General features: G+C 72.2%; 27 protein-coding genes, 1 tRNA gene and 1 pseudogene. 19 read left to right on the forward strand and 10 right to left on the reverse strand.

What is annotated here, in order from left to right; genetic code table 11:
• Positions 1-23: 23 nt before the first annotated feature.
• Positions 24-746 carry a UbiA family prenyltransferase gene (locus tag ISU07_RS20255; RefSeq protein WP_194708647.1) on the reverse strand — a complete coding sequence of 241 codons (723 nt, stop codon included), beginning with the start codon at positions 744-746 and terminating at the stop codon, positions 24-26.
• Between the two features lie 178 nt (positions 747-924).
• Between ISU07_RS20255 and ISU07_RS20260 the strand changes: the two genes are divergently transcribed.
• Both ISU07_RS20260 and ISU07_RS20265 read left to right on the forward strand, forming a co-directional pair.
• Positions 925-1,410 (forward strand): CarD family transcriptional regulator, encoded by a 486-nt coding sequence (locus ISU07_RS20260; RefSeq protein WP_194708648.1) that lies wholly within the window; start codon positions 925-927, stop codon positions 1,408-1,410.
• 74 nt (positions 1,411-1,484) lie between these two features.
• Positions 1,485-2,045, forward strand: coding sequence for a 2-C-methyl-D-erythritol 4-phosphate cytidylyltransferase (locus ISU07_RS20265; protein ID WP_194708649.1), 561 nt, complete (start codon positions 1,485-1,487; stop codon positions 2,043-2,045).
• Here the strand turns inward: ISU07_RS20265 and ISU07_RS20270 are convergent.
• A complete protein-coding gene (locus ISU07_RS20270) occupies positions 2,029-2,724 on the reverse strand; it encodes an IspD/TarI family cytidylyltransferase (RefSeq protein ID WP_194708650.1) in 696 nt (231 codons plus the stop codon). The two genes, ISU07_RS20265 and ISU07_RS20270, sit on opposite strands and share 17 nt — an antisense overlap.
• A gap of 71 nt (positions 2,725-2,795) precedes the next feature.
• Between ISU07_RS20270 and nirD the strand changes: the two genes are divergently transcribed.
• Complete coding sequence (gene nirD, locus ISU07_RS20275; RefSeq protein ID WP_194708651.1) at positions 2,796-3,200, forward strand: nitrite reductase small subunit NirD; 405 nt, start codon at positions 2,796-2,798, stop codon at positions 3,198-3,200.
• Positions 3,201-3,291: 91 nt separating this feature from the next.
• On the opposite strand, the gene ISU07_RS20280 is transcribed toward nirD, so the two are convergent.
• Positions 3,292-6,159, reverse strand: coding sequence for a M4 family metallopeptidase (locus tag ISU07_RS20280; RefSeq protein WP_194708652.1), 2,868 nt, complete (start codon positions 6,157-6,159; stop codon positions 3,292-3,294).
• A 240-nt stretch (positions 6,160-6,399) separates the two neighbouring features.
• Here ISU07_RS20280 and ISU07_RS20285 point away from each other — a divergent pair, with 240 nt between their 5' ends.
• Together ISU07_RS20285 and ISU07_RS20290 are read left to right on the forward strand one after the other, a co-directional pair.
• Positions 6,400-7,482 carry a PrsW family glutamic-type intramembrane protease gene (locus tag ISU07_RS20285; protein ID WP_194708653.1) on the forward strand — a complete coding sequence of 361 codons (1,083 nt, stop codon included), beginning with the start codon at positions 6,400-6,402 and terminating at the stop codon, positions 7,480-7,482.
• A complete protein-coding gene (locus ISU07_RS20290) occupies positions 7,479-8,429 on the forward strand; it encodes a hypothetical protein (protein ID WP_194708654.1) in 951 nt (316 codons plus the stop codon). The genes ISU07_RS20285 and ISU07_RS20290 overlap by 4 nt, the downstream gene beginning before the upstream one ends.
• A 68-nt stretch (positions 8,430-8,497) precedes the next feature.
• On the opposite strand, the gene ispF is transcribed toward ISU07_RS20290, so the two are convergent.
• Entirely contained in the window at positions 8,498-9,049 is a 552-nt protein-coding gene (ispF, locus tag ISU07_RS20295) for a 2-C-methyl-D-erythritol 2,4-cyclodiphosphate synthase (protein WP_323742729.1), read from the reverse strand.
• Between the two features lie 32 nt (positions 9,050-9,081).
• Here ispF and ISU07_RS20300 point away from each other — a divergent pair, with 32 nt between their 5' ends.
• Positions 9,082-10,653 (forward strand): molybdopterin-dependent oxidoreductase, encoded by a 1,572-nt coding sequence (locus ISU07_RS20300; RefSeq protein ID WP_323742730.1) that lies wholly within the window; start codon positions 9,082-9,084, stop codon positions 10,651-10,653.
• 1 nt (position 10,654) lies between these two features.
• Here the strand turns inward: ISU07_RS20300 and ISU07_RS20305 are convergent, their stop codons facing one another.
• Positions 10,655-11,818 carry a C39 family peptidase gene (locus ISU07_RS20305; RefSeq protein ID WP_323742731.1) on the reverse strand — a complete coding sequence of 388 codons (1,164 nt, stop codon included), beginning with the start codon at positions 11,816-11,818 and terminating at the stop codon, positions 10,655-10,657.
• A gap of 91 nt (positions 11,819-11,909) precedes the next feature.
• Here ISU07_RS20305 and cysS point away from each other — a divergent pair, with 91 nt between their 5' ends.
• The 9 genes from cysS to ISU07_RS20340 all read left to right on the forward strand — a co-directional run bounded on the left by cysS (position 11,910) and on the right by ISU07_RS20340 (position 19,633).
• The gene (cysS, locus tag ISU07_RS20310) at positions 11,910-13,367 is read left to right on the forward strand and encodes a cysteine--tRNA ligase (RefSeq protein WP_194708656.1); all 1,458 of its coding nucleotides are present in this window, start codon (positions 11,910-11,912) and stop codon (positions 13,365-13,367) included.
• Positions 13,368-13,431: 64 nt separating this feature from the next.
• A complete protein-coding gene (gene rlmB, locus ISU07_RS20315) occupies positions 13,432-14,373 on the forward strand; it encodes a 23S rRNA (guanosine(2251)-2'-O)-methyltransferase RlmB (protein ID WP_194708657.1) in 942 nt (313 codons plus the stop codon).
• 45 nt (positions 14,374-14,418) lie between these two features.
• Positions 14,419-15,795 carry a metallophosphoesterase gene (locus ISU07_RS20320; protein ID WP_228522261.1) on the forward strand — a complete coding sequence of 459 codons (1,377 nt, stop codon included), beginning with the start codon at positions 14,419-14,421 and terminating at the stop codon, positions 15,793-15,795.
• The gene (locus ISU07_RS24255; RefSeq protein WP_228522262.1) at positions 15,708-15,959 is read left to right on the forward strand and encodes a hypothetical protein; all 252 of its coding nucleotides are present in this window, start codon (positions 15,708-15,710) and stop codon (positions 15,957-15,959) included. Before ISU07_RS20320 ends, ISU07_RS24255 begins: the two co-directional genes overlap by 88 nt.
• Before the next feature lie 19 nt (positions 15,960-15,978).
• Positions 15,979-17,127, forward strand: coding sequence for an acyl-CoA dehydrogenase family protein (locus ISU07_RS20325; RefSeq protein ID WP_194708658.1), 1,149 nt, complete (start codon positions 15,979-15,981; stop codon positions 17,125-17,127).
• A 118-nt stretch (positions 17,128-17,245) separates the two neighbouring features.
• On the forward strand, positions 17,246-17,932 hold the full coding sequence (locus tag ISU07_RS20330) for an energy-coupling factor ABC transporter permease (protein ID WP_323742732.1): 687 nt from the start codon (positions 17,246-17,248) through the stop codon (positions 17,930-17,932).
• Positions 17,929-18,228, forward strand: a complete 300-nt coding sequence (locus tag ISU07_RS24260) for a PDGLE domain-containing protein (RefSeq protein ID WP_228522263.1) — start codon at positions 17,929-17,931, stop codon at positions 18,226-18,228. The genes ISU07_RS20330 and ISU07_RS24260 overlap by 4 nt, the downstream gene beginning before the upstream one ends.
• Positions 18,228-18,896 carry a cobalt ECF transporter T component CbiQ gene (gene cbiQ / locus ISU07_RS20335; protein ID WP_194708659.1) on the forward strand — a complete coding sequence of 223 codons (669 nt, stop codon included), beginning with the start codon at positions 18,228-18,230 and terminating at the stop codon, positions 18,894-18,896. Before ISU07_RS24260 ends, cbiQ begins: the two co-directional genes overlap by 1 nt.
• Positions 18,893-19,633, forward strand: a complete 741-nt coding sequence (locus ISU07_RS20340; protein ID WP_194708660.1) for an energy-coupling factor ABC transporter ATP-binding protein — start codon at positions 18,893-18,895, stop codon at positions 19,631-19,633. The genes cbiQ and ISU07_RS20340 overlap by 4 nt, the downstream gene beginning before the upstream one ends.
• Positions 19,634-19,716: 83 nt before the next feature.
• On the opposite strand, the gene ISU07_RS20345 is transcribed toward ISU07_RS20340, so the two are convergent.
• Complete coding sequence (locus ISU07_RS20345) at positions 19,717-21,009, reverse strand: DUF4032 domain-containing protein (protein ID WP_194708661.1); 1,293 nt, start codon at positions 21,007-21,009, stop codon at positions 19,717-19,719.
• Between the two features lie 51 nt (positions 21,010-21,060).
• On the opposite strand from ISU07_RS20345, the gene ISU07_RS20350 reads away from it, so the two are divergent.
• Positions 21,061-21,588 (forward strand): DUF402 domain-containing protein, encoded by a 528-nt coding sequence (locus tag ISU07_RS20350; RefSeq protein ID WP_194708662.1) that lies wholly within the window; start codon positions 21,061-21,063, stop codon positions 21,586-21,588.
• Positions 21,589-21,673: 85 nt separating this feature from the next.
• Complete coding sequence (locus ISU07_RS20355; protein ID WP_194708663.1) at positions 21,674-22,702, forward strand: hypothetical protein; 1,029 nt, start codon at positions 21,674-21,676, stop codon at positions 22,700-22,702.
• Here the strand turns inward: ISU07_RS20355 and soxR are convergent.
• From soxR to pdxY, 3 genes are all read right to left on the reverse strand, one after another.
• Positions 22,699-23,130 carry a redox-sensitive transcriptional activator SoxR gene (soxR, locus tag ISU07_RS20360; protein WP_194708664.1) on the reverse strand — a complete coding sequence of 144 codons (432 nt, stop codon included), beginning with the start codon at positions 23,128-23,130 and terminating at the stop codon, positions 22,699-22,701. The two genes, ISU07_RS20355 and soxR, sit on opposite strands and share 4 nt — an antisense overlap.
• A gap of 47 nt (positions 23,131-23,177) precedes the next feature.
• Positions 23,178-23,249 (reverse strand) — tRNA-Thr (locus tag ISU07_RS20365).
• Between the two features lie 22 nt (positions 23,250-23,271).
• Positions 23,272-24,123, reverse strand: coding sequence for a pyridoxal kinase PdxY (pdxY, locus tag ISU07_RS20370; protein ID WP_194708665.1), 852 nt, complete (start codon positions 24,121-24,123; stop codon positions 23,272-23,274).
• Positions 24,124-24,193: 70 nt separating this feature from the next.
• Between pdxY and ISU07_RS20375 the strand changes: the two genes are divergently transcribed.
• On the forward strand, positions 24,194-25,141 hold the full coding sequence (locus tag ISU07_RS20375; RefSeq protein ID WP_194708680.1) for an aldo/keto reductase: 948 nt from the start codon (positions 24,194-24,196) through the stop codon (positions 25,139-25,141).
• Entirely contained in the window at positions 25,138-25,686 is a 549-nt protein-coding gene (locus tag ISU07_RS20380; RefSeq protein ID WP_194708666.1) for a GNAT family N-acetyltransferase, read from the forward strand. The genes ISU07_RS20375 and ISU07_RS20380 overlap by 4 nt, the downstream gene beginning before the upstream one ends.
• Positions 25,687-25,696: 10 nt before the next feature.
• Here ISU07_RS20380 and ISU07_RS24265 read toward each other — a convergent pair.
• Positions 25,697-25,800: pseudogene (locus ISU07_RS24265) on the reverse strand (IS481 family transposase); the annotation flags it as partial.

The following is a 25,800-nucleotide window of genomic DNA, read 5'->3' on the forward strand; positions in this document are numbered from 1 at the left end:
TAGTGCTCCCGCAGGCGTGATCGTCACTGGCTCAGGCCCGTGGTCAGCCCGGCGACCACGAGCGAGGCGACCAGGAACACCGTGACCGCGATGGTGATCCAGAGCAGCCGCGGCGCTCCGGTCCGCAGGGCGATCCGCAGGGGCAGGTGTCGCAGCCCGTCCTCGTTGTCCGCCACGAGCCCGGGGAGGGCCAGCAGCACGTGCACGGCCACGCCGAGCAGCGCGGCCAGCACGGTCACCACGACCGTCGGCGGGTCGCCATCGGCAGCACCACCCCACCCGCCGTACGACACGAACGCCGGCAGCAGGCCGTACGACGCCGCCCACGGCAGCCAGGAGAGCGCCGAGCCGCGCAGCAGCACGTTGCCCAGGAGCGCGACCGCGACCGAGATGAGGTACGCCGAGCCGGCGGTCAGCCCGTTGGCCAGCGAGAGCGGCACCAGCAGCAGCACGGCACAGGCCACCGCGAACCAGACCGTGCCCGGCTCGAGGTCGCCGGTCGCCAGCGGCTTGCCGGTCGTCCCGCGTGCGGCGTCGCGGCGACGGTCGACGAGGTCGTTGTGCAAGCCGATGACCGCCTGGCCGACCAGCACCGTCGCGGCGACCAGCCCGACCTCGCGCAGCGGCCGACCGGCGGCGGTGGCCACGCCCGCCAGCACCAGCGCGGTCACCAGCGCCTGCAGGGGGTGCGCCGCACGCACGAGCCGCACCGGTGTGGCGATCGGTCCCGCGGCCGCTGGCGACATGGCCGTCAGTATGGCGATCGGACGGACCGGACTCCGGTCCGCGGGTGCCGGCGGGACCTCAGCGGCACACGACCCACGGTCTTGTCAAGCCTGGATTGGGCCTCTGACCTGCACAAACGTGCCGGTCGCTCATTGGCTGACGTGTTAGACTGGTCACCTGGAAAGGGGTACTGAACATATGACCTTCACCGTCGGCGAAACGGTTGTCTACCCGAATCACGGGGCCGCAGTCATCGAAGACATCGAGATGCGCACGATCAAGGGGGAGGACCGGCAGTACCTCGTCCTGCGGATCGTCGCCCAGCAGGACCTCGTCGTACGCGTTCCCGCGTGCAACCTGGACCTGGTCGGGGTGCGCGACGTCGTCGACAAGGACGGCCTGGACCGCGTCTTCGACGTGCTCCGCGCCGCCCACGTCGAGGAGCCGACCAACTGGTCGCGTCGCTACAAGGCGAACCTCGAGAAGCTGCACAGCGGAGACGTCATGAAGGTCGCGGAGGTAGTCCGCGACCTGTGGCGCCGCGAGCGCGACCGCGGCCTGTCCGCGGGTGAGAAGCGGATGCTGGCCAAGGCGCGCCAGATCCTCGTCTCCGAGCTGGCCCTGGCCGAGCACACCAACGAGGACAAGGCCGAGGCCATCCTCGACGAGGTGCTCGCCTCCTGAGGTAGTCAGAACCACCAACGCCCCGCCCGGTCCACCGGGCGGGGCGTTGTCCTGTCCGGGCCTACTGTTCGGCCATGCAGACCGAGGTCGACGTGATCGCCGTTGGCCGCGTCCTCGACGAGGGCCGGGGGTCGCTGCCCTACGCACTCGTCCACGGTGAGGCCCTGGTCGCGGCCGCCACCTGGGCCCTGTCGGCGGCCGGGGTGCTGCCCATCGATGCGCGTACCTCCCTCGGCGACGTCCTCGACGGCCACCTCCCTCTGGTGCTGCACGACGCGCTGTGCCCCATGACGCCGCCGGCCTTCATCGCCGCGTGCGTACGTCGGGCCGCCGAGGAGGACCTGGCGGTGGCCGCGGTCCGGCCGGTGACGGACACGGTCAAGGTGCTCGACGGCGACCTGCTGGGCGCGACCGTCGACCGGGACGCGCTGGCGCGTGTCGTCTCACCGGTCGTCGTCCCCGCGCGCCTGCTGGAGGATCCGGCCCTCGACGATCTCTCGGTGGACCTCGCCGACCTGGTGACCCGGCTGGGCGGCCAGGGTCGGGTGCTGCTCGTGGAGGCACCCCCGGAGGCGATGCGGGTGTCCGACGCCGAGGACCTCCGGGTCCTCGAGGCGCTCACCCGGCCGAGCTGACCAGCCCCGCGGCGAGGTCGAGGTCCTCGGGGAACGTGACCTTCAGGTTGGCCGGCGTCGAGGGCACGGCGGCGATCCGCAGCCCGCTGTACCGCTCGACGCAGGATGCGGTGTCGGTCCCGGTGAAACCGTCCCGCTCGGCCTGGCCGTAGGCCGCCAGCAGCTCGGCGGCACGGAACGCCTGAGGCGTCTGCACGCCGGCCAGGGACGGCGCCTCGACCGGCGATCCGTCGCGGCGGACGAGGTGGTCGAGGGTCACGACAGGGATCGCCCCACCGTGCTCGCGAGCCGCGGCGAACGTGCCCTCGAACAGGTCGACGTCGGCCAGCGGGCGGGCCGCGTCGTGGACCGCGATGACCCGGACTGCGTCCGCGTCGACATCCTCGGCCAGCACCCGGAACGCCTGCCACTCCGAGTCGTGGCGGGTCTCACCGCCGGGGAGCAAAGTCACCTCGCGGTCGCCCAGGTACGGCGCGAGCGCCTCGGCCATGGCCTCTCGCTCGTCGGCGCGATGGACCACGACCACGCGACGTACGTCGGGCAGGCCGAGCGCGGTCCGGACCGACCAGGCGACGACAGGCACGCCCAGCAGGGGCAGGAAGACCTTGTTCACGTCCGCGCTGAGCCGGGTGCCCGCCCCAGCGGCCACGACGACCACCGCGACGTCGGGTTCGGTCATGACCGGACACTAGTGACGCGGTCGTAACACGGCGAAACACCCTCACAACATCCCCGGCCTAGCGTCCGGGCATGGTGCCGACCGAGGAGTGGCTGCCGGTCTGCCGGCTGGCCGAGCTCGAGGTGGGCCTCGGGGCGAGCGCGCTCGTGCACGGGCACGCGATGGCGATCTTCCGGGGCGCCGACGACGAGGTGTACGCCGTGGGGAACCACGACCCGTTCGACCGCACCGTGGTGCTCTCCCGCGGGATCATGGGGTCCCGCGAGGGCGTGCCCATCGTCGGCTCACCGCGGCACCGGCACGTGTTCGACCTGCGCACCGGCCGGTGCCTGGACGACGAGCACGTCAGCGTGCCGGCGTACGAGGTGCGCGTCGTGGAAGGAGTGATCCTCGTCGGCCGGCGGCGTTCCATGCTGGTCGAGCCCGGCGAGCCCCTGGGCGAGCCGGTGTCGAGACCCGGTGACCTTCGCCACTAGGTCTCGACACGGTCGGCCGTGGCCGGCCTCCCGGCTCGACCAGCATGGCCGAGGGGCGAGGCGTCTCGAACAGCCGGACCGGCATGAGCCGTCACAAGCCCGGGGGCAGCGTCACCTGCATGATGTCGTCGCCGCCGAAGACGCCGTCCTGCCAGACCAGCCGGTTGCCCGAGATCGACGGGAAGCCCTGCTGGCCGCGCTCCTCCAGGGGGCTGTAGATCTTCCCGGTCTTGAAGGAGTAGAGGTACAGGTCGGTGTCGACCATCTGGCCGCCGAGCGCCTGGTTGACTCCGCCCGGGAGGCTGTCGACGGCTACCGGGAAGACGGCGTAGTCGGCGTTGGTCGCCGCCCCGAACGGGAAGCCGAAGTCGCTGAGGTGGGCCTTGTTGCCCGACGTGTCGAAGGCGTCGGCCGACTGGTTGCCGTCGACGGCGACGACGTGGTCGCCGTAGGCCGCCAGCGAGAGCACCGCCCCGCTCATCGTGCCGATCTGCTGGAGCTGGTTCGTGCCGGCCCGCCAGACGCCGATCCGGCCCGAGTCGGTGCCGAAGGCCACCAGCCCGCCGCCGGTCGCCATCGACGTGACCGTGTCGCCGCCGAGGCCGTTGACCTTGATCCGGCTGACCTTGCCGCCCGGTGAGACGTAGCTGAGCGTGTCGGTCTCGCCGACCCACCAGGCCGCGCCGTCCTCGGAGCCGGCCAGGCCGGCCAGGAACGTCGAGAAGGAGAGGTCGGCCAGCTTCGTCGTGCGGCCGCCCTTGTCGTGCAGCACGATCGCCTCGCCCTGGTTGGTCAGCTCGGCGCTGACCAGCGAGTCGCCCGCCCACGCGATGTCGTAGGTCATCGGGTTGTCCGCGATGCCGCTGCTGACCGACGGCGTGCCCGGGCCGCCGACGGGGTTCAGCCACGCGGTGTTCTTGCCGGACACCACCGGGCTGACCTCGGACTGCGCCGCGTTGCTGACGATGTCGCCGGGCACGGGGCCGGGGTCGTAGCAGCCGGCGCACAGCTCGTCCTGGTCGAAGACCTCCTTGGCGACGCGGATGAGCGCGGCGTCGGCGCCGGCCTTGACGGCGGTGTCCTCCACGGCGTTGGCCGCGTCGACCATCGTCGAGTTCGGGCCGAGCTGGTGGGTCAGCGTGTAGTAGACGATCAGGTCGAAGTCGTGGGCCAGCGGCGACTTGTACGCCGGCTGGTTGTCGATCTGGGCCACCCGGCTGCGGATGGTCCACAGCGCGTTGTTCCAGATCGCGGAGTTGAGGTGCACGCCGCCGTTGTCGGTGATCCGGCCGACGGCGAGCGACCAGCGGAACGGCGGGTCCAGGACGTTGAGGTAGTCGTCCATGGTGTTGCCGTTGAGCATGTATCTCGTGGCGAGCGCCCCGGTCGGGTTCTGCGAGCACAGCGACTGCGGGGACTTGGCCGTCGAGCAGCCGTCCTCGCCCAGCGTCGAGGAGTCGCGCTGGTAGTAGTGGTCGCCGATCACGTTGCCGAAGTAGTCGGAGAACGCCTCGTTCAGGGCGCCGGACTGTCCGGTGTAGTTGAGGCCCGCGGTGGAGTCGGTGACGCCGTGCGTCACCTCGTGGCCGGTCACGTCGAGCGTGACCAGCTGCATGGCGCCGTTCGGGCCCTCGCAGGGGTTGCCGTAGACCATCTGCTGGAGCGCGGAGCTGAAGAACGCGTTGCAGAACTCCCCGTCGCTGAAGTTGACGGTGGAGAGCATCGAGGCGCCCTTGCCGTCCCAGGAGTTGCGGCCGATGCTCGCGTAGTAGTCGTAGACCACACGGCTGATCGTCTGGGCGCTGATCGCGTCGGGGTCGCGGATCGTGGTGCCGTTCTCGACGTACTGCCGCCCGGGCAGCGCGGAGTTGCTGCTGGACCCGTCGGCGGTGAACGTGTAGATGCCGCCCTTGCCGGTCGACGACTGGTAGCTCGGCGTCGTGGTGTCGATGAGCGCCACGCCCTGGTTGGTGCGCAGGCCCTTGGCGGTGACCTGGCCGAGGTACGGCGCGGTGCCGGTCACGTCGACCGGCTGGCCCTTCGGCCCGTCGGCCGGCGACAGCTGCTCGACCGCCATCCGGCTCAGGTTGCGGGCGACCTTCGGCGAGGCCTTCGACAGCAGCTTGCTGTAGACGCTCGGTGAGGCCAGCTCGGCGCTGGTCGGCCGTACCTCGACCAGGTCGCCGGACACCGCGTCGAGGTAGTAGAGCCCGTCGCTGAGCTGGACGCCGGCGCCGGACTTGCCCGCCGCGACGACGTTCACCTCCCACACGAGCCGGCCGGCGCCGGTCGGCAGCACGACCAGCCGGGCGTCGCCGACGACGGTGCCGTGGGTCAGCTTCTCGGCCAGCCGCTGGGCCAGCGCCGGGGTGATGCGCGGGTCGGTCAGCACGTCGATGCCGGGGTACACGCGGCCGCGCACGGTGTTGAGCCGCGGCTGCTGGTCGTCGCCGCCGACGGTGAGCACCAAGCCGCCGTCGAGCACGGGCACGCCCTGGACCTCCTGCGCCGCGTCGAGCACGGTGCTGCCCGCCGCGTCGACCTCGCCGGACGCCGCGACCGTGACCTGCTCGGCCGGCACGCCGAACAGGTCCTCGCCGTACTCCGCCACGAACGCCGTGGCGGTCTCGCTCGGGCTGCCGCCCGCGTCGGTGCTGTCAGGGGCCCACCGGCCGCCGGACAGCTCGCCCAGGTATCCGGTGACGTCGTCCTGCCGGCCGACCCAGCCTGAGCCGGTGCTCGACCGCAGGTCGTCGATGACCCGCTGGAGACCGGCCAGACGAGCGGCGACGTCGACGTCGGGGTTGGCGGCGGCGTACGCCGCGGAGGGGACCAGCGACCTCGGGCCGGGCTGGTCACCGCCCAGGGACCGGCCGCCGTCACACGCGGTGAGCGCGGCGGCGAGAGCCACGGCCACCGGGATCGAGAGGAGTCGTCGCGACAGCGGCAGGCGGCTCATGGTCGGGATTCTGACCCATTCGACCGATTCCGGCATCGGACAATCGGCGAAAAGATCTTCCCCGGGCCCGCAAGCGCAAATAGCCTGCATCCCACCTGACCCGCCGATCCAGGACCCGACGGAGGTCGACCAGTGCCCTGCCCCACCTGCGCGACGGAGAACCCGGAGGTAGCCCTCTACTGCTACCGCTGCGGGACGCCACTCCGTGGCGGCGCATCCACGCGTACCGGCTCCTATGCCGTGCAGTCCTCCGAGGGCGTGAACCAGTTCGCCCTGATCTCCACGATCATGCCCCACACCAACCGGGAGACGGCGGACAACTACCGCTGGGCCATGATCATCAGCGCGGTGCTCATCGTCGCCGCGACCGGGCTCGGCCTGCTGCCCATCGCGGTGGCCGCGGCGGCGTTCCTGATCCCGATCGTCTACCTCGTCTACATCTACGACGTGAACATGTGGGAGGACGCCCCGGTCTCGGTGGTCGCCGGCCTGTTCATCTTCACCGGCGCCATGGCCGTACTGGTGTCCCTCTTCTTCTTCCGCTGGGTCTTCGAGGACCAGTTCAACACCTTCGCCGCCGGCTCCCGGATCGGCGTGGACGCCTTGTCGTTCCCGGCGCTGCTGATCTTCGCGGTGCTGCTGCCGGTGGTGGCCGAGGTGGTCAAGAACATCGGCGGCATCATGCTGGCCAGCCGGCCGCAGTACGACGACATGATCGACGGGCTCGCGTTCGGCATCGCCGCCGGCACGGCGTACGCCGCCTTCGAGACGGTCGTGCTCTACTCCTCGGTCTTCACCTCGCCGGACTTCCGCACCACCGACGGGCTGGCCTCGTGGGCCGTCGTGGTGGTGAACCTGATGGTGGTCAAGTCGCTGATCTACGGCACCGCCACGGGCATCGCGGTCGCGGCGTTCTCCGGCAAGGGCGAGAAGTACGACGGGTTCACCCCGTCGTACTTCATGGCCTTCGGCCTCGCGGTCGCGGCCAACGTCGGCTACTGGCTCGGCGTGCGGCTGCTGTCCTACGTGCCGTTCGGGCAGGCGCTCGGTCTGCTGTGGGGCTTCGTGATCCTGGCCGTGCTGGTCCTGCGGATCCGCACGACCATGCAGGCCGCGCTGCTCGAGGCCGCCGTCGAGGACGCCGTGCGTGAGGACGGCGAGCGGTCCAAGCGCGCCACGGTGGTCGACAGCTTCTGCCCCGAGTGCGAGAACCTGCTGCTGGCCGGCTCGAACTTCTGCCTCGTCTGCGGCACCTCGGTGCGCTCCAGCAGCCGCCAGGCCCGCCGAACGATGAGCTCGCCGACGCCGGGAGGTGCCGCGTGAGCACGACGCCTCCCGAGCCGCCGGCCGAGCCGACGCAGCCGACCGAGCCGACGCCGACGGTCGAGCCGACCACGCCGGCCTACGCGCCGGCCACGGCCGCGCCGGCGTACGCGCCGGCCGGTCCCACGCCGCCCGCGGGTCCCGGCGGCAACTTCCGGTCCAGCCGCGGCAAGACCATCGGGCTGATCGTGGCCGGCGTGGTCGCGGTCGGTGCCCTCGGTGGCCTCGGCGCGCTGCTGTTCGGCGGCGGCGACGGCGACAAGCTGACCAGCCCCGGCAAGGCCGGAGGCCAGCCGAGCGCCGAGGTCAGCCCGAGCACCGACGGAGGCGGCATCCTCGACCCGACCCCGGTCGGCTCCGCGTCGCCCGACCCCGGCGCCACGGACGAGGCGTCACCCTCGCCCGAGGCCACCGACGGGCCGACCCTGCCGAGCATCCCCACCGAGGAGCCGTCGCCGACCCTCGACCCGACGACCGACGGCACCGACGTCGTCACCATCGGGTCCGGCGTCCAGGTGCCGGTGCTCCCCGGGTGGGACGTGGTCGGCCAGGGCGACAGCGACGTGCTGCTCGGCGACGGGCAGAACAGCTACGTGTACGCCGTCACCGGCGTCGTGGACCCGTCCTCGGACGCCGCGTCGGTGATCTCGGCGTCGATGGACAGCATCCTGCCGAAGCAGAGCTACACCCAGCTGCGCAAGACCGACATCACGCCGCTGGAGGCCTTCGGGTCGGTGGTCTCGATCGCGGGGCTCCAGTACCAGGCGACCTGGACCGACCAGCAGGCCTCGGTCCCGCTCCAGGGGCTGCTGATCTGCGCGGTCCGGCAGGACGGCACGGCGATCATCATGACCGCCGAGCACGCACCGCCGGACGAGTTCGAGTCCAGTGCCGAGTCCTGGGCGCCGGTCCTCAACGCCACGCTGGGGCTGTTCGGGTCGTCGTGACCCGGCCGCTGGTCGAGGAGGTTGCGCTAGCAACCGTCACGAGACCCGCTGAGGTGTCCACGGACCTCTCACGGGGTCTCGTGACGGGACTTCGTCCCTCCTCGACCAGCGGGCGCAGGGAGGATGAGCGCGGTCGCGATCGCGGCGACGCCCTCGCCGCGGCCGGTGAGGCCGAGGCCGTCGGTGGTGGTCGCGGAGACCGAGACCGGTGCCCCGGCCGCCTCCGACAGCGCGGCGGCGGCCTCGTCGCGGCGCGGGCCGAGGCGCGGGCGGGTGCCCACGACCTGGACCGCCACGTTGCCGATCTCGTACCCCGCGGCGCGCACGCGGGCGGCGGTCTCGCGGAGGAGGGCCGTCCCGGCCGCGCCGGCCCACTGCGGGTCGGCGGTGCCGAAGTGGCTGCCGAGGTCGCCCAGGCCGGCCGCCGACAGCAGCGCGTCGCAGGCGGCGTGGGCAGCCACGTCGCCGTCCGAGTGACCCTCGAGCCCCTGGTCCTCGTCCGGCCACGCCAGGCCGGCCAGGTGCATCGGCACACCGGCCGCCAGCCGGTGCACGTCCACGCCGACGCCCACGCGGGGTGCGCCCCCGACGTCATCACTGCGTAAGGGCTCATCGGTCACGGGCCGATCATGCCTGAGCCACAATCGAGGACGTGAGGACCGCCCGCCAGACCCAGCCGTGGATCTGGTCGGTCGCCGGCGTGGTGGCCGGCATCGCCGGGCTGGCGACCAGCTACTTCGTCGCTGCGGTGCTCGGGGTCCGCAGCTCGCCCGTGGTCGCCGTGGCCGAGCTGATCATCAAGCTCACCCCCGGCGCATTCGCCGAGCGGGCCATCCAGACCCTCGGCCACAAGGACAAGCCGTTCCTGGTCTCGGTCGTGCTGCTCGTGCTGATGGTCGTCTTCGCCGTCGTCGGCCGGCTGTCCCGCGGCTCCTGGTCACGCGCCCTGCTGGTGCTCGCCGCGCTCGCGGTGGTCGGCGGGTACGCCGTGTCCCGGCAGCGCAACGCCGGCCCGTCGGACTACCTGCCGGTGCTCGTCGGGTTCATCACCTGGGTCGTGTGCCTCTCGATCCTGGCCGACAACGTCCGCGCCGCGGAACGCCGCGAGGAAGCCGCCGAGAAGGTCGCTGGGGAAGCGGCCCGGGAGCCGGCCGCTGCGGCGTCCGGCCGTCGCGGCTTCGTCCTCGGCGCGGGGGTGATGGTCGTCGCCGCGGCCGGGGTCGGCGTGGTCGGCCGGGTGGTCGGTGCGGGTCGCCGCCAGGTCGAGGCCGCTCGCAGCCTGCTGCGGCTGCCCGGGGTCACCGCGCCGGTGCGGCCCGGGGGTGTGACCCTCGACGTCAAGGGCCTCTCGTCGTGGGAGACCGACGCGACGTCCTTCTACCAGGTGCACACCGCGATCGTGCCGCCGGCGATCGAGCCGGACTCGTGGAAGCTGCGCATCCACGGGATGGTCGACCAGGAGGTCACCCTCACCTACGAGCAGCTGATGGCCCGCCGGCTCACCGAGGCCTGGGTCACCCTCAACTGCGTCTCCAACCCGGTCGGCGGGCCGCTGATCGGGAACGCGTGGTGGAGCGGCGTACGCCTCGCCGACATCCTCGCGGAGGCCGGCGTCCAGGACGGTGCCGACGCCGTGCTGCAGACCTCCGACGACGGCTGGACGTGCGGCACGCCGCTGGCCGCCCTCACCGACGGCCGCGATGCGATGCTCGTGGTGGCCATGAACGGCGAGCCGCTGCCGATCGAGCACGGGTTCCCCGTGCGCACGCTGGTGCCCGGGCTGTACGGCTACGTCTCGGCCTGCAAGTGGGTGGTCGACATGGAGGTGACCCGCTTCGACAAGATCTCGGCGTACTGGACGCAGCGCGGGTGGGCCGAGCTCGGCCCGGTGAAGATGTCGTCGCGCATCGACGTGCCCCGCCGCGACGACGAGATCGACGCCGGCGAGACGCGGGTCGGGGGCATGGCCTGGTCGCAGCACACCGGCATCAGCGCGGTCCAGGTCTCCCTGGACGGCGGCGCCTGGCAGGACGCCGAGCTGGGCAACGCCGACACGATCGACTCCTGGGCGCAGTGGGCGACCACCATCACCGTCGAGAAGGGCGACCACACGCTCCGGGTGCGCGCGACCGACGACAACGGCAAGGTCCAGACCGGGGTGGTGGCGGACGTGCTGCCGGACGGCGCGTCCGGGTGGCACGAGGTGCACTTCACCGCCGTCTGAGCTACCAGTTCGCCTGCGCGGGGGCCGGCGGCAGCGGGTGGCCGGCGTCGTGGATGACGTACACCAGGCCGCCGGAGGTCGGCAGCCAGGCGTTCTCGAACTGCGCCCGGTCGTAGGTCGTCCGCACGCCGGCGGCCGTGTCCGCGGCCGGGTCGTTGGTGACCACGTCGCCCTCGGCGGTGAACCCGACGATCACCACGAGGTGGCCGTTGCTCGCGGAGACGTGGGCGCCGTCGAGCTCCCCGTGGCCCCACGAGATCGATGCGACGAGCGGGATGCCGGCGGCGATGAACTCCTCGGCCTCGCGCAGCGAGCGCAGCCGCGTCACGAACGCGTCACCGGCCAGCGGGGCGGCGTACGCCGTGTTGAACGGCCAGTTGCCCGTGCCCTCGTAGTCGGCGTCGTACGTCTTGCGGGCGGCGTAGTCGACCCAGGGCGCGGGATGGCCGGCGGGCACGAAGCGGTAGGCCGACTTCGGGGGCAGCGCGCCGAAGTACCCGAGGACCATCGACGTCGACGTCGGCGAGCACCAGGCCTCGCCTCCGCCGCCCCACTGCGGGTAGTGGCCGGCGTGCGCCATCTGGGAGTACGCCGGCACGTCGAGGACGGTGCCCACGTGCGGGCCGGGGGTCGAGACCGTCACGGACGTGGTGCGCGGGAGCCGGCTGGCCATGGCGCCGAGCGAGGCGACCGTGGGTCCGGTGGTGCCGGCCTTGCGGTAGAGCGAGAGCCGCAGCTGCCACGAGACGAGGCCGACGCTGCCGGTGCGCCAGGTGTCGACCGACACCGACGCCAGGTCGTCGCTCTGCGGGCTGTCGGTCGTGCGCCTCACGAACTTGTCGCCGCTCGTCCAGCGACCGAGCAGGTCCCAGCTCGACAGCACCCCCTTGCTGTTGCGGCCCCGGACCTCGACCTCGATCCAGCTGTCGCCCGGCGTGGTCGCCTCCCAGGACGCGACCAGCTCGGTGAAGGAGAACGCCGACGCCTGCCAGGGACCGCTCCAGCGGGCCCGCTCGTAGGACCGGCCGCCGTAGTCCCGCGTGCCCGTGCGCGTGCCGAAGGCGACGCCCGCGTCGGTGACGACCGTGCCGTGGCTGGTGCCGACGCTCATCCCCGACCCCTGCCAGCGGGTGAAGGAGATGTCGCGGGTGGGGGTCGGTGCCACGGCCGCGAGGCTACCGACCGGGCTGAGGAGGGCGCTCCCGAGGAGCAGCGCGGAAACCAGTCGGAACATCGATCGACCATAGACTTCCGGGGTGACGCTCCGGCTCTACGACACCGCGACCCGCGAAGTCCGTGACTTCGTGCCCCTCGAGGAGGGGAAGGCCGGCGTCTACGTGTGCGGCCTGACGGTCCAGTCCGAGCCGCACGTCGGCCACGTCCGCTCGGCGGTGAACTTCGACGTGCTGCGCCGGTGGCTCGCGCACCAGGGGTACGCCGTCACGTTCATCCGCAACGTCACCGACATCGACGACAAGATCCTCACCAAGTCCGAGGAGCAGGGCCGGCCCTGGTTCAACCTGGCCTACGACATGCACCGCGAGCTCGACAAGGCCCTGGCGTCGATCAACGTGCTGCCGCCGACCTACGAGCCCGGCGCCACCGGCCACGTGCCCGAGATGGTCGAGCTGATCACCACCCTGATCGGCCGCGGTCACGCGTACCCCGCCGAGGACGGCTCCGGCGACGTCTACTTCGACGTGCGGTCGTGGCCGGCGTACGGCGAGCTGACCAACCAGGGCGTCGACGACATGGCCCCCGCGGAGGACGCCGACCCGCGCGGCAAGCGTGACCCGCGCGACTTCGCCCTCTGGAAGGGCTGGAAGAAGGAGTCCGAGCCGGAGACGGCCGCGTGGCCCTCGCCGTGGGGGCCCGGCCGTCCGGGCTGGCACATCGAGTGCTCGGCGATGGCCGGGAAGTACCTCGGCAAGGCCTTCGACATCCACGGCGGCGGCGTGGACCTGCGGTTCCCGCACCACGAGAACGAGCAGGCCCAGTCGCGAGCGGCGGGGTACCCGTTCGCGTCGTACTGGATGCACAACGCGTGGATCACCACCGCGGGCGAGAAGATGAGCAAGTCGCTCGGCAACTCGCTGCTGATCCCCGAGGTGCTCAAGCGGGTGCGCGGCATCGAGCTGCGCTTCTACATCGTGGCCGCGCACTACCGCTCGCACGTCGAGTTCTCCTTCGAGGCGCTCGACGAGGCCGCCGCGGGGTTCCGCCGGATCGAGAACTTCCTGGACCGCGCCGCCGCGATCGGCATCGGGCGCGACGAGGTGCCGACGACTCCCTCGCGGGTGGGGGGTCCGGCCGACGTGCCGCTGCCCGACGCCTTCGTCGCGGCCATGGACGACGACCTCGGTACGCCGGCCGCCGTGGCGGTCGTCTACGACACGGTCCGCGAGGGCAACAAGCTGCTGGCGGGAGGCCCCACCGCGGAGCTCACCACGGCGGTGCGGCAGGTCTTCGGGATGCTCGAGGTGCTCGGGCTCGACCCGACCGACCCGGCCTGGCCGGACGCCGGCGGCGGCGCCGACATCCGGCTCACCGACGCCGTGGACGTCCTCGTCCAAGGACTGCTCGAGGAACGGGCCGAGGCGCGCGCGGCCAAGGACTGGGCCCGCGCCGACCGGATCCGCGACCAGATCAAGGCGGCCGGCATCGAGGTCGAGGACACCCCGTCCGGCCCGGTGTGGACGCTGGGAGAGAAGTGACTCGTGCCTGAGGTTTCGAGACGCTCGCTTCGCTCGCTCCTCAACCACCGAAAAGGAGCACTTCGTGCCTGGTAACTCTGCGCGCCGAGGCGCCATCCGCAAGACGTCCAAGAAGCCGGCCGCCGGCTCCGGGGGCCGCGTCAAGCGCGGCCTCGAGGGCAAGGGGCCGACGCCAAAGGCCAAGGACCGCCCGAACCACAAGGCGTACAAGCAGGCGAAGCGTGCCGAGAAGGGCACGTCCACGCGCCCGCGTCGCCGGACCACGGGTGACGCCGAGTGGATCGCCGGGCGCAACCCCGTCGTCGAGGCGCTGCGGGCCGGGATCCCGGTCAACGCGCTGTACGTCGCCGAGGGCTCCGAGCGCGACGGCCGGCTGCGCGAGGCGTTCAAGATCGCGCAGGAGCGGGGCATCTCGTTGCTGGAGATCACCACGCGCGAGCTGGACCGGCTGACCGGCAACGCCGTGCACCAGGGGCTGGCCGCGCGCATCCCGGCCTACGAGTACGCCCACGCCGACGAGCTCCTGGACCGCGCCGCGGACCTGGGCGAGCCGCCGCTGATCGTCGCGCTGGACTCGGTCACCGACCCCCGCAACCTCGGCGCCGTCGTCCGCAGCGCGGCCGGGTTCGGCGCGCACGGCGTGCTGGTGCCCGAGCGCCGCGCGGCGGGGATCACCGCGTCGGCCTGGAAGACCAGCGCCGGCGCGGCCGCCCGGCTCCCCGTCGCACAGACGGTCAACCTGGTGCGTCAGCTCAAGAGGTACCAGGAGGCCGGCTGCATGGTCGTCGGCCTGGCCGCCGACGGCGACGTGAGCCTCCCCGACCTCGACCTCGGCGACGGGCCTCTCGTCCTGGTCGTCGGCTCCGAGGACGCCGGGCTCTCCCGCCTGGTGACCGAGACCTGCGACCAGCTCGTCTCCATCCCGATGGCCGGCAACCTGGAGTCCCTGAACGCCGGCGTCGCGGCGAGCGTCGCGCTGTACGCCGTCTCGCGCGCCCGCGCCTGACACGTGCTCGCCGGCCGCCTGGAGGGCCTCCGGTCCCGGTGGCAGGTGAAGGTCCTGCTGGCGGTCGGGGTCTGGGCGGTCGTGACGGTGGCGGCCGCGCTGGCGATCTTCCTCGGCAGCAGCCGGACCCTGGTGCTGGCCACGCACGACGCCGTGCTCCAGCCGTCGCTCGACGGGTACGCCGTGCTGCACACGGGTCCGGTCCTGCCCGATGTCCGCGTGCCGACCGGCAGCCGCATCGGGGTCGACGTGACGCTGGGCAAGACCGATGCCGCGTCGGTCGACGAGCTGCTCCAGCGCTACGCGTACCTGGCCTCGTCGCCGGAGGGTCAGGTCACCAAGGTCCGTGAGGCGTTGGCCGACATGCTCGTCGGCGCGCTGGTGAGAGGCGCTCTGGTCGGTCTCGTGCCGGTCGCGCTGTGGCTGCTCGTCGGCCGGCGGCGCCGGGCCGAGCTCACCGGGGTCGTGGGGCGGCGCCGACTGATGGCGGCCGGGCTGGTGGCTGCGCTGTCCGTGGCGCTGTGGTTCGAGCCGTGGGAGGGCCGGGACGCGGGCGTCCTGGAGGGCCAGCGGTGGATCCCGCTCGCGGAGTTCCTCGGTCCGCAGGTGCCGCTGCCCGACGAGGTCCGCGACCTCGAGGTGCGCGGGGACGTCACGACCGACCAGACCCGCCGCCTCATCGAGAGCGCCATCTCCACCTACGACCAGAGCAAGACGTTCTACCGGCAGGCGGCGCTGGACGCGGCCGCCCTGTCCCTGCGGCAGCCGTCGGAGGACGAGACCGTCGTGCTGCTGGTCGCCGACCGGCACGACAACATCGGCATGGACCAGGTCGCCCGCGCGGTGGGCGACCGCGGTGGCGCGACGGTGGTGATGGACGCGGGCGACGACACGTCGGTCGGCCGGACCTGGGAGACGTTCAGCCTCGACTCGCTGGTCGCGGCCTTCGAGGGCTACGACGAGCTCGGGGTCGCCGGCAACCACGACAACGGGCCGTTCGTGCGCGGGTACCTGGCGGAGCACGGCTGGACCATGCTCGACGGCACGCCGGTGCGCGGGCCGGCCGGCATCCGGCTGCTCGGCGTCGACGACCCCCGCTCCAGCGGCCTCGGGAACTGGCGGGACGAGACCGGGCTGAGCTTCGACGAGGTCGGCAGCCGCCTCGCCGACGCCGCCTGCGACGCCCAGGACCAGGGTCACCGGGTCTCGACGATCCTGGTGCACGACGCCCATCTCGGTGCCGAGGCTCTCGCCCGCGGCTGCGCCGACCTGGTGGTCGGCGGGCACACGCACGTCCAGGCCGGGCCGACCGGGTGGTCGGCGAGAACGGCGCGATGGGCTACACCTACACGACGGGCACGACCGGCGGTGCGGCGTACGCCATCGCCATCGGCAGCAAGCCGCGGCGCCCCGCCGGGATGACCCTGCTGACCTACCGGGACGGGCGACCGGTGGGCGTGCAGGCGGTCACGCTCCAGACGACGGGCGTGTTCGAGGTGGGCGACTTCGTGGTGCTCTCGGTCGCCGACGCGCCGGACCAGGCCGACCCCGCCCTGGGCGGGGACGTGATGGGCGGGCGTTCGTAGGGACCCCTACGATCGACGCATGGCGACCCCCGTCGACCGGCTGCTGCCCACCGAGGAAGCAGAGGCGCTCCTCGAGCTGACGCGCGAGCTGGCGACCAAGGAGCTGGCCCCGCAGGTGCACGACGCGGAGGAGAAGGGCGAGTTCCCCGCGGCGGCGTACGCCCTACTGGGGAAGTCCGGCCTGATGAGCCTGCCGTTCGGCGAGGAGCTGGGCGGGGGCGGGCAGCCGTACGAGGTGTACCTCCAGGTCGTCGAGGAGGTCGCCGCCGTCTGGCCGAGCGTCGCGGTCGGGCTGAGCGTGCACACGCTGACGGCCTCGGTCGTCGCGAACAACGCCTCCGACGAGCAGTGCGCGACCTGGCTGCCGCGGATGCTCGGCGGCGACTGGCTGGGTGCCTACTGCCTGTCCGAGCCGCAGGCCGGCTCCGACGTCAGCGGCATCAAGGCCCGCGCCCGCCTCGACGGCGACGTGTACGTCGTCGACGGCACCAAGCAGTGGATCAGCAACGGCTCCTGCGCCGACTACTACATCCTGTTCGCGCGCACCGGCGACCACCCGACCCGCGGGCTGAGCGCCTTCGTCGTGCCCGCGGACACGCCCGGCCTGTCGTTCGGTGCCCCCGAGAAGAAGATGGGCCTGGCCTGCGACGTCACCACCCAGGTGCTCCTCGACGGGGCGCGCATCCCCGTCGACCAGCGGATCGGCGACGAGGGCGACGGCATGAAGGTCGCGCTCTCGGCCCTCGACTCCGGGCGCCTCGGCATCGCCGCCGTCGGCACCGGCCTCGCCCAGGGCGCCTTGGCCTACGCCGTCGGCTACGCCCGTGAGCGCCGGCAGTTCGGCAAGGCGATCGGGGAGTTCCAGGGGCTGCAGTTCCTGCTCGCCGAGCTCGGCGCCGAGGTCGAGCGGGCGCGGGCGACGTACCTCCACGCCGCCCGGCTCAAGGACGCCGGCCGGCCGTTCTCGCGGCAGGCGAGCATCGCCAAGCTGACCGCGACCGACGCGGCGATGCGGGTCAGCACCGACGCCGTCCAGGTGCTCGGCGGCAACGGCTACACCCGCGACTACCCCGTCGAGCGGTACTTCCGCGACGCCAAGGTGACCCAGATCTTCGAGGGCACCAACCAGATCCAGCGGATGGTCATCGGCCGCGACCTCCTGAAGTAGGGGTTCGACCCATCCGTCCGGGTGGTGACAACGAATCCTTGTTGCGAACGACTTGCAACAACGACCGGCTCGTCCCTAGGGTCGAGAGCGGCCGGACAAATAAGGGGAGGGACGCAACGTGCACGTGCCCGACGGGTTCCTTGACGCGCCGACGTCCGTGGCGACCGGGGTGGTCGCGGCGGTCGGCATCGGGATCGCGCTGCGCGGCGCCCGCCGCGAGCTCGACGACCGCACCGCACCGCTGGCCGGCCTGGTCGCGACGTTCGTCTTCGCCACCCAGATGCTCAACTTCCCGGTCGCCTCCGGCACGAGCGGACACCTGCTGGGCGGAGCCCTCGCGGCGGTCCTGGTCGGCCCGTCCACGGGCCTGCTCTGCATGGCGGTCGTGTTCCTGGTCCAGTGCCTGCTCTTCGCCGACGGCGGCATCACGGCACTGGGCACCAACATCTCCCTGATGGGCATCGTCACCGTCGTCGTCGGCTGGGCGGTGTTCCGCGGCGCCCAGGCGGTGCTGCCGAAGAGGGTCTCGATGGTCGCGCCCGCGGCGGCGGCCGCCGCGCTCGTGTCCGTGCCGGTCGCCTCGATGGTGTTCGTCGCCCTGTACGCCGCCGGCGGCACCGTCGACATCCCCCTGGGCCAGCTGACCACCGCGATGGTCGGCGTGCACACGCTCATCGGCATCGGCGAGGCGGCCATCACGTTCCTCGCCGTCGGCAGCATCGTCGCGGTGCGGCCGGACCTCGTGTACGGCGCCCGCCGGGTGCTGGCCGCGCGCACGCTCCAGATCAGGGAGTCCGTCCGATGAGGGGCCGGGTCTCCACGCGGGCCGTCGTCCTGGGCGGGCTCGCCGTGGCGCTGGTCCTGGCCGGGGTCGTCAGCCGTTTCGCCTCCTCCGAACCCGACGGACTGACCAAGGTCTCGGAGGACCACGGCTTCGCCGGAGCCGGGAAGCAGCACGACGGCCTCGTCGCCTACGGCGGGATGTCGGGCCTGGTCGGCGCCGTGGTCGTCCTGGCGATCGTCGCCGTCGCGGTCCACCTCCTGCGGCGCCGTCGCGCGACGGAGGACTCCGAGCCCGAGCGCGAGCCCGAGTCCGTCTGATGGGCGCGCCGCACGGCCACACGCTGCACTTCCACGGCCACTCCTGGCTGCACCGTCTGCCCGCGCACGTGAAGCTGGTGGCGCTGGTCGTCTTCATGCTCACCGTGGTGGCGACGCCCCGCGAGTGGTACCCCGTCTTCGCCGGCTACCTCGCGCTGCTGCTGCTCCTGGTCGCCACCAGCCGGGTGCCTCCGACGTACCTCGCGAAGCGGATGGTCGTCGAGGTGCCGTTCGTGGTGTTCGCGCTCCTGCTGCCGTTCGTCGCCACCGGTCCGCGCACCGAGGTCCTCGGCCTGTCGGTGAGCGAGCACGGGCTGCTCGGCGCCTGGTCCCTGCTCGCCAAGGGCACGCTCGGCGTGACGGCCAGCCTGCTCCTCGCCGCCACCACCGAACCGCGCGCCCTGCTCACGGGGCTCGAGCGGCTGCGCGTGCCCACGTTGCTCGTGCAGATCATGGGCTTCATGGTCCGCTACCTCGACGTGGTCACCGACGAGCTGCGACGCATGCACGTGGCGCGGGAGTCTCGGGGGTTCTCGGCGCGCAACCCGCGCCACTGGCCGGTGATCGCGAAGTCCGCCGGCGTGCTGTTCATCCGCTCCTACGAGCGCGGCGAGCGGGTGCACCTGGCGATGCTGTCGCGCGGGTACGACGGGCGGATGCCCCGATGATCCCGGTCCTCGACCTCCAGGGCGTGGCGTTCGCCTACCCCGACGGCCACCAGGCCCTCCACGGCGTCGACCTCCACGTGCACCAGGGCGAGCGGGTCGCGCTGCTCGGCCCCAACGGCGCCGGCAAGACCACACTGGTGCTGCACCTCAACGGCATCCTGATGCCCGGCCTCGGCACGGTCGCCGTCTCGGGCCTCCCGGTCACCAAGGCGAACCTCCTCGAGATCCGCCGCCGGGTCGGCATCGTCTTCCAGGACCCCGACGACCAGCTGTTCATGGGCTCGGTACGCGAGGACGTCGCGTTCGGCCCGATGAACCTGGGCCTGCGCGGACCCGAGCTCGAGGCCCGCGTGTTCGCAGCCCTCGAGGCGGTCGGGATGGCCGAGTACGCCGACCGGCCGCCGCACCACCTCTCGTTCGGCCAGCGGCGTCGTGTCGCCGTCGCGACCGTGCTGGCGATGGAGCCGGAGATCCTGGTGCTCGACGAGCCGTCCTCGAACCTCGACCCCGCGTCGCGGCGCGAGCTGGCCGACATCATCCGCTCGCTCGACGTCACCGTGCTGCTGGTGACCCACGACCTGCCGTACGCCCTCGAGCTCTGCCCGCGGTCGGTCATCCTCTCCGACGGCGTCGTCGCCGCCGACGGGAACACCGCCGAGATCCTCGGGGACGAGGCCCTGATGAAGTCGCACCGCCTGGAGCTTCCCTTCGGGTTTGTGCCGAGCAGTCGAGTGTGAGGAACGAACACTCGGCGTGCGGCGAGAGATCAGGCGGCCCGAGCTAGGTGGTCTCGAGGCTCGTCGCTGGCGCTCCTCGCACCTCAGCCACCGATGGGCGGCAGCTCCTCCTCGTCCTCGTCCGGGACGACCGGGATCTCGGAGGTGTCCGGGGCGGGGCCGGCGGCGGGGGTGACCAGCTCGTCGGGCTTGTGGCGCAGCACGTTGTCGATGTAGTCCCGGGCGGTCTCGAAGATGGAGACCTCGCGACCGCGCTGCTCGGAGAGGTACCAGCGGTGGACGAGGATCTCGTGGAAGATCTCGGCCGGCTCGAGCTTGCCGCGCGCCTCGGGCGGCACCATCTCCATGATCGGCTCGAAGATCTCGCCGAGCCAGCGGCCGGCGATCAGCTCGCGCGACTCGCGGCCGAGGTCGAAGTGCGCGGTGTAGGCCGCGATGTCGTTGAGCAGGCGCCGGGCCTGGGCGTCCTCGACGTGCAGGCCGGTGAGCGCCTGCAGCTCGCGCTGGTGGTGCCCGAGCTCCACGACCTTCGGCTGGATCCGCACCCGGTCGCCGTCGAAGTCGGTGACGATGTCGATCTCCTCGACGTCGAAGCCGAGGTCGTTGAGGCGCTCGATCCGGCTCTGGATCCGCCACATCTCCTCGACCCGGAACTCCTCCTCCTTGGTGAGCTCGTCCCACAGCTCGTGGTAACGCCGCTCGATCAGCTCGGCGATGTCGAAGACGTCGAACTCCGGGTTGAGCGAGCTGCTGGCCTGGAGGTCGAGCAGCTCGGCGAAGACGTTCTCGCAGCCGACTCGCACGTCGTACTCCCGCATCGGCGCCGAGAGGGTGTCGCGGATCTCGCCGGTCTCGGCGTCGACCAGGTACGCCGAGAAGCCGCCGGCCGCGCGCCGGAACAGCACGTTGGACAGCGAGACGTCACCCCAGTAGAAGCCGCCCAGGTGCAGCCGGACCAGCAGCACGACGAGCGCGTCGATCAGCGACGGCAGGTTGTCGGCCTGGAGGCCGTGGGCGAACAGGCTGCGGTACGGCAGGGAGTAGCTCAGGTGCTCGGTGAGCAGGGCCGACGGCAGCGGCTCGCCGTCGGCGTCGACGCGGCCGGTGACCACGCCCTGGGGAACGACGGCCGGCAGCGGGATGCGCTGGAGGTCGCGCAGCAGCCGGTACTCGCGGAACGCGATCTCCTCGACGGTCTCCTTGACGGCGTACGTGCGGGTGCCGAGGCGCACGATGCGGACCACGTGCCGCGAGAGTCCACGGGGGAGGGGGACGACGTGCTCGGTCCACTCCTCGAGCGGCAGCGACCACGGCAGCGTGACGATCGCCGGGTCGGGACGGCTGGCGACGATCCGGAGAGCGTGGGGAGCCGCCATGTCGCCACCGTAGTGAAATGGCGCGCCGTCAGCCGGATAGTCTCGCCCCTCGTGCCGTACCGTCCCGGGGACCCGATCGTCCGCCGCGAGGTGCTGCACGGGCTGCCCTGGCTCGAGAGCCCGGTCACCGTGGTCGCCGACGACGGGGACGTCCTCGCGGTCCGGATCGACCCGGGCGCCCGGTTCACGTTCTTCGACCACCCCTTCTCGGTGCACCCCTGGGCCGCGCACGAGGCGTGGGGCGGCACCACGGTCCTCCAGGTGCACCGCGAGGGTGCGGCGTACGCCGTGTGGCTGTTCTTCGACGCCGGAGTGTTCCGCTACTGGTACGTCAACTTCGAGGCTCCGGTGGCCCGTCACGACGGCTCGTTCGACACCGACGACCACGGTCTCGACCTGATCGTTCACCCGGACGGCCGGCGAGAGTGGAAGGACGTCGATCACCTGTCGGAGCTGGTCCGGTCCGGGCGGATGACCGGGGAGCAGGTCGTCGGCGTGCTGCACGCGGCCGCGGAGGTCACCGCGCTGCTCGACGCCGACCGGCGCTGGTGGGCGCCGTTCGACGACTGGCGCCCCTAGTCCTGGTCGGGTCCAGGCAGACCGACCAGCGGAACTCCGGCCGAAATCGCGCGCCGGACAGCCCCGCTGACCTACATTCCGGGACATGGCCGACGACCCCCCTGGCAACCTCGCTGGGCTGCTGTCCTCGACGGCCGGCCGTCGGACGGTCGGCACGGAGATGGCCGTGCTGCTGCGCCGCCGGGAGTTCGAGCAGGTCGAGAAGCTGCTGGTCGAGCACCTCACGTCGTACCCCGGCCAGATCGCGACCGCGTGCCGCGGCGTGCAGGACGGCAACGTCGTGCTCACCGGCTGGGACGAGGTGGACGCCGACCTGGTCGACCTGCGCCGCCGGGGCCACCAGGTCACCGCGATCGGCCTGGACCTCTCGAACTACAGCGACAGCCAGGGCCAGGCCTGGTGGGACAAGGAGCCGGTGGTCGAGTTCGCGGCGTACACCGACGAGGTCTACCCCTTCTCCGAGAGCCGCCGGCAGGACCTGCTCGACCTCAGCGAGACCTACCCGTCGCCGTGGGCCGGGCAGGCGATCGGCGAGGAGAGCGCGCACCTGACCGTGACCGGCGCCCGGGCGCTGAACGGCGCGCTGCTCCGGCACGCCAGCGCCGAGCCGTGGCACCCCAGCTCGAGAGCCCCCTTGTCGAACGAGGCGGTGGCGGAGTACCTCGGCTGGTGGTGGCTGCACCTGCGCTTCCAGCAGGCCGTCGTGCGTGACCTCGACGACCGCGGTCTGGCCCTCACGGTCCCCGTGGTGGTCGGCACCCACGACGTCGGCCCCTGGCTGCAGACGGTCCACGTGCCCGCGCGGGTGTCCGACCACGAGGCGAGCACCGAGCGGATCCTGCACGACCGGGCCCAGCTCGGCCCGGTGGCGCGCGCCGCCGAGACCGAGGAGATCGTCCACGAGCTGCGCGAGCTCCGGGACACCTTGCGCACGTACGGCTTCTTCAGCCGCGGGCCGGAGCGGAAGGCCGCCGAGGACTTCGCCGCCGCGAAGGTCGCGGTCACCTGCCAGAACGCCGGTCTCCCGCTGCCGCCGCGCTCGATCGGCCAGATGGGCTCCCGGGAGTTCGAGCAGCTCGTCGAGTCGATCCGCATCGCCCGCGCTCGCGGTTAGGGGCGCAGCCGCACCGGGCCCGGACCGTCCTGCGCCAGCCAGTCACCCGGGTTGACCAGCGAGCACGTCCGCAGGCTGAGGCAGCCGCACCCGATGCAGCCGTCCAGCCGGTCGCGCAGCAGCTCGATGCGGCGGATCTGCTCGTCGAGCCGGGGCCGCCAGGACCGGCTCAGCCGTGCCCAGTCGGCCTTCGTGGGCGTGCGGCCCTCCGGGAGCGTGGCCAGCGCGTCCGAGACCTCCTCGAGCGTCAGTCCGACCCGCTGGGCGGTCCGGATGAACGCCACCCGGCGCAGCGTCGCTCGCGGGTAGCGGCGCTGGTTGCCCGTCGTACGCCGTGAGGCGATCAGGCCGCGCTCCTCGTAGAAGCGCAGTGCCGACGGAGCCACGCCCGAGCGTTCCGCCAGCTCGCCGATGGTCAGGTCGTTCATGCGCCCGAGAATTGCTCAACCTCGATCGAGGTTCAAGTTCTGCGCAGAGCCGCGTGTCAGGATTGAACTGACGACCGTCCGCTTACAAGGCGGGTGCTCTACCACTGAGCTAACGCGGCGTGTCGGGCCGAGCCATCGTAGTCACCGGACCCGGGTGACCTCGAACTGCATCCGCGGGTGCGCGTAGTACTCCTGCGACTGCACCAGCTGCAGCTCGCGCTCGCCGGACTCGTGCGTGGTGCGCAGCAGGTCCCAGACGCTGGAGGTCGTGCGGGCGAGGGCGTCGGCGGCGTCGCCGGTGCTGCGGTAGTGCCCCGTGAACAGGGCCGCGGTCACGTCGCCGGAGCCGTTGGCCTTCATCGGGATGCGTGGCGTGGCCACCAGCCAGGCGCCGTCCGGTGTGACGGCGAGCATCTCGAGGGTGTCCTCCTCGGCGTCCGGGCGCTCGACGCTCGTCACCAGCACGCTCGACGGTCCCATCGCCCGCGCGGCGTCGACGGACGCGAGCGTGGACTCGAGGTCGGTCGGCTCGGTCCCGGTGAGGAAGCCGAGCTCGAACTGGTTGGGCGTGATCAGGTCGGCCTGCGGGACCACGCGCTCGCGCAGCAGCACCGGGATCGCCGGGTGCACGAAGCAGCCGGACTTCGCGTTGCCCATGACGGGGTCGCACGTGTACGTCGCGGCGGGGTTGGCCCTCTTCACCCGGGCGACGGCGTCCAGGATGACGTCCCCGATCTCCTCGCCGCCCTGGTACCCCGACAGCACCACGTCGACCTGCTCCAGCGCCCCGCGCTCCTCGATGCCGGTGATCACGTCCCGGACGTCCTCGGCGGCGAGCAGGGGGCCGCGCCACGCGCCGTACCCGGTGTGGTTGCTGAAGTGCACGGTGTACACCGGCCAGACCTCGTGCCCCAGCCGCTGCAGCGGGAAGACCGCCGCGGAGTTGCCCACGTGGCCGTAGGCGACCGACGACTGGATGGACAGGATCTTCACGCCGTCATCGTCGCACCGGCCCTCGACCAGCGGGTGGGCGTGCCGTCCTAGGCTCGCTGGCGTGACGGAGATGACCTACCGCCAGCTCGGCGACTCGGGGCTGCGCGTCAGCGTGGTCGGCATCGGCACCAACGCGTTCTCGCGGCGCGTCGACCAGGACGGGGTGGCCGGGATCATGGCGGCCGCGCGCGACGTCGGCGTGACGCTGATCGACACCGCGGACGTGTACGGCGCCACGCACGGCGCGAGCGAGGAGATGATCGGGCTCGCGCTGGAGGGGCAGCGCGACGAGTTCGTGGTCGCGACGAAGTTCGGCGGCGGGCAGGTCGCGCGGGACCGCGGGCCGGGCGGCTCGCGGTGGTACGTCGTGGAGGCGGTCGAGGGCAGCCTGCACCGGCTGCGCACCGACCACATCGACCTGTACCAGTACCACGTCCCCGACGACGTCACGCCGCACGAGGAGACGCTCTCGGCCCTGGACTCGCTGGTGACGTCCGGCAAGGTCAGGTACGTCGGGTGCTCGAACTTCGCGGGCTGGCAGGTCGCCGACGCGGACTGGACGGCGCGGACGGCGGGGTACGAACGGTTCGTCTCGGTCCAGAACCGCTACTCGCTGCTCGACCGCGCCGCCGAGGAGGAGGTCGTCCCCGCCTGCGAGGCGTTCGGTCTGGGGCTGCTGCCCTACTTCCCGCTGGAGTACGGCCTGCTGACCGGCAAGTACCACCGCGGCGAGGAGGCGCCCGCCGGCTCCCGCGCGGCGCTCGACCCGACGCGGTCGCGCTGGCTGGCGGAGGCCGACTGGGACCGGATCGAGGCGCTGGCGGCGTACGCCGAGAAGCGTGACCTGTCGCTGCTCGACGTCGCGATCGCCGGGCTGGCCGCCCAACCCGCGGTGGCCTCGGTCATCTCCGGCGTCACGCGCGGCGACCAGGTGCGCGCGAACGCCGCGGCGCTGCGGTGGCAGCCCACCCCCGAGGACCTGGTCGAGCTGGACGAGGTGACGGGAGCCGGGTCGTGACGTTCGAGGTGCGGCCGCTCGACGAGTCCACGTGGCCGGCGTTCGCGGCGCTGGTCGAGGCCAACGGCGGGATCTTCGGCGGCTGCTGGTGCGTCGGCATGCACCCCGACGGCTTCACCGACAGCGCCGAGGGCAACCGGGAGCGCAAGCACGAGATGGTGCGCGCCGGTACGACGCACGCCGCGCTGGTCTTCGACGGCGAGGAGTGCGTGGGCTGGGCGCAGTTCGGCCCACCGACCGAGGTGGCGCGGATCAAGAACCGCCCGGCCGCCGAGAAGGGACGCGATCTGCCCGACTGGCGGATCGGCTGCTGCTACGCCGGCAAGGGCCACCGGCGGCAGGGCGTCAACAGCGCGGCCATCGCCGGGGCCGTGGACCTGATCCGCGACCTGGGTGGTGGCCTGGTCGAGGGCTATCCCGAGGACGCCGCCGACGTGGCCGCCGGCTTCCTGTACCACGGTGCGCTGTCGACGTACGACAAGCTCGGCTTCGAGCGGGTGGTCAAGGTCGGCAAGCACCGCTGGGTGGTGCGCAAGCAGGTATAAGGGCGTGGCCCTAGGTGTTCTGTCCGGGCACGTTGGGCACGAGGTCGATGGGTGACTTGCCCTTGAGCGAGGTGTGTCCGCGGTGGTGATTGTAGAAGTGGAGCCAGGCCGGGT

Source organism: Nocardioides islandensis, assembly GCF_015352455.1.
Classification (GTDB): Bacteria; Actinomycetota; Actinomycetes; order Propionibacteriales; family Nocardioidaceae; genus Nocardioides; species Nocardioides islandensis.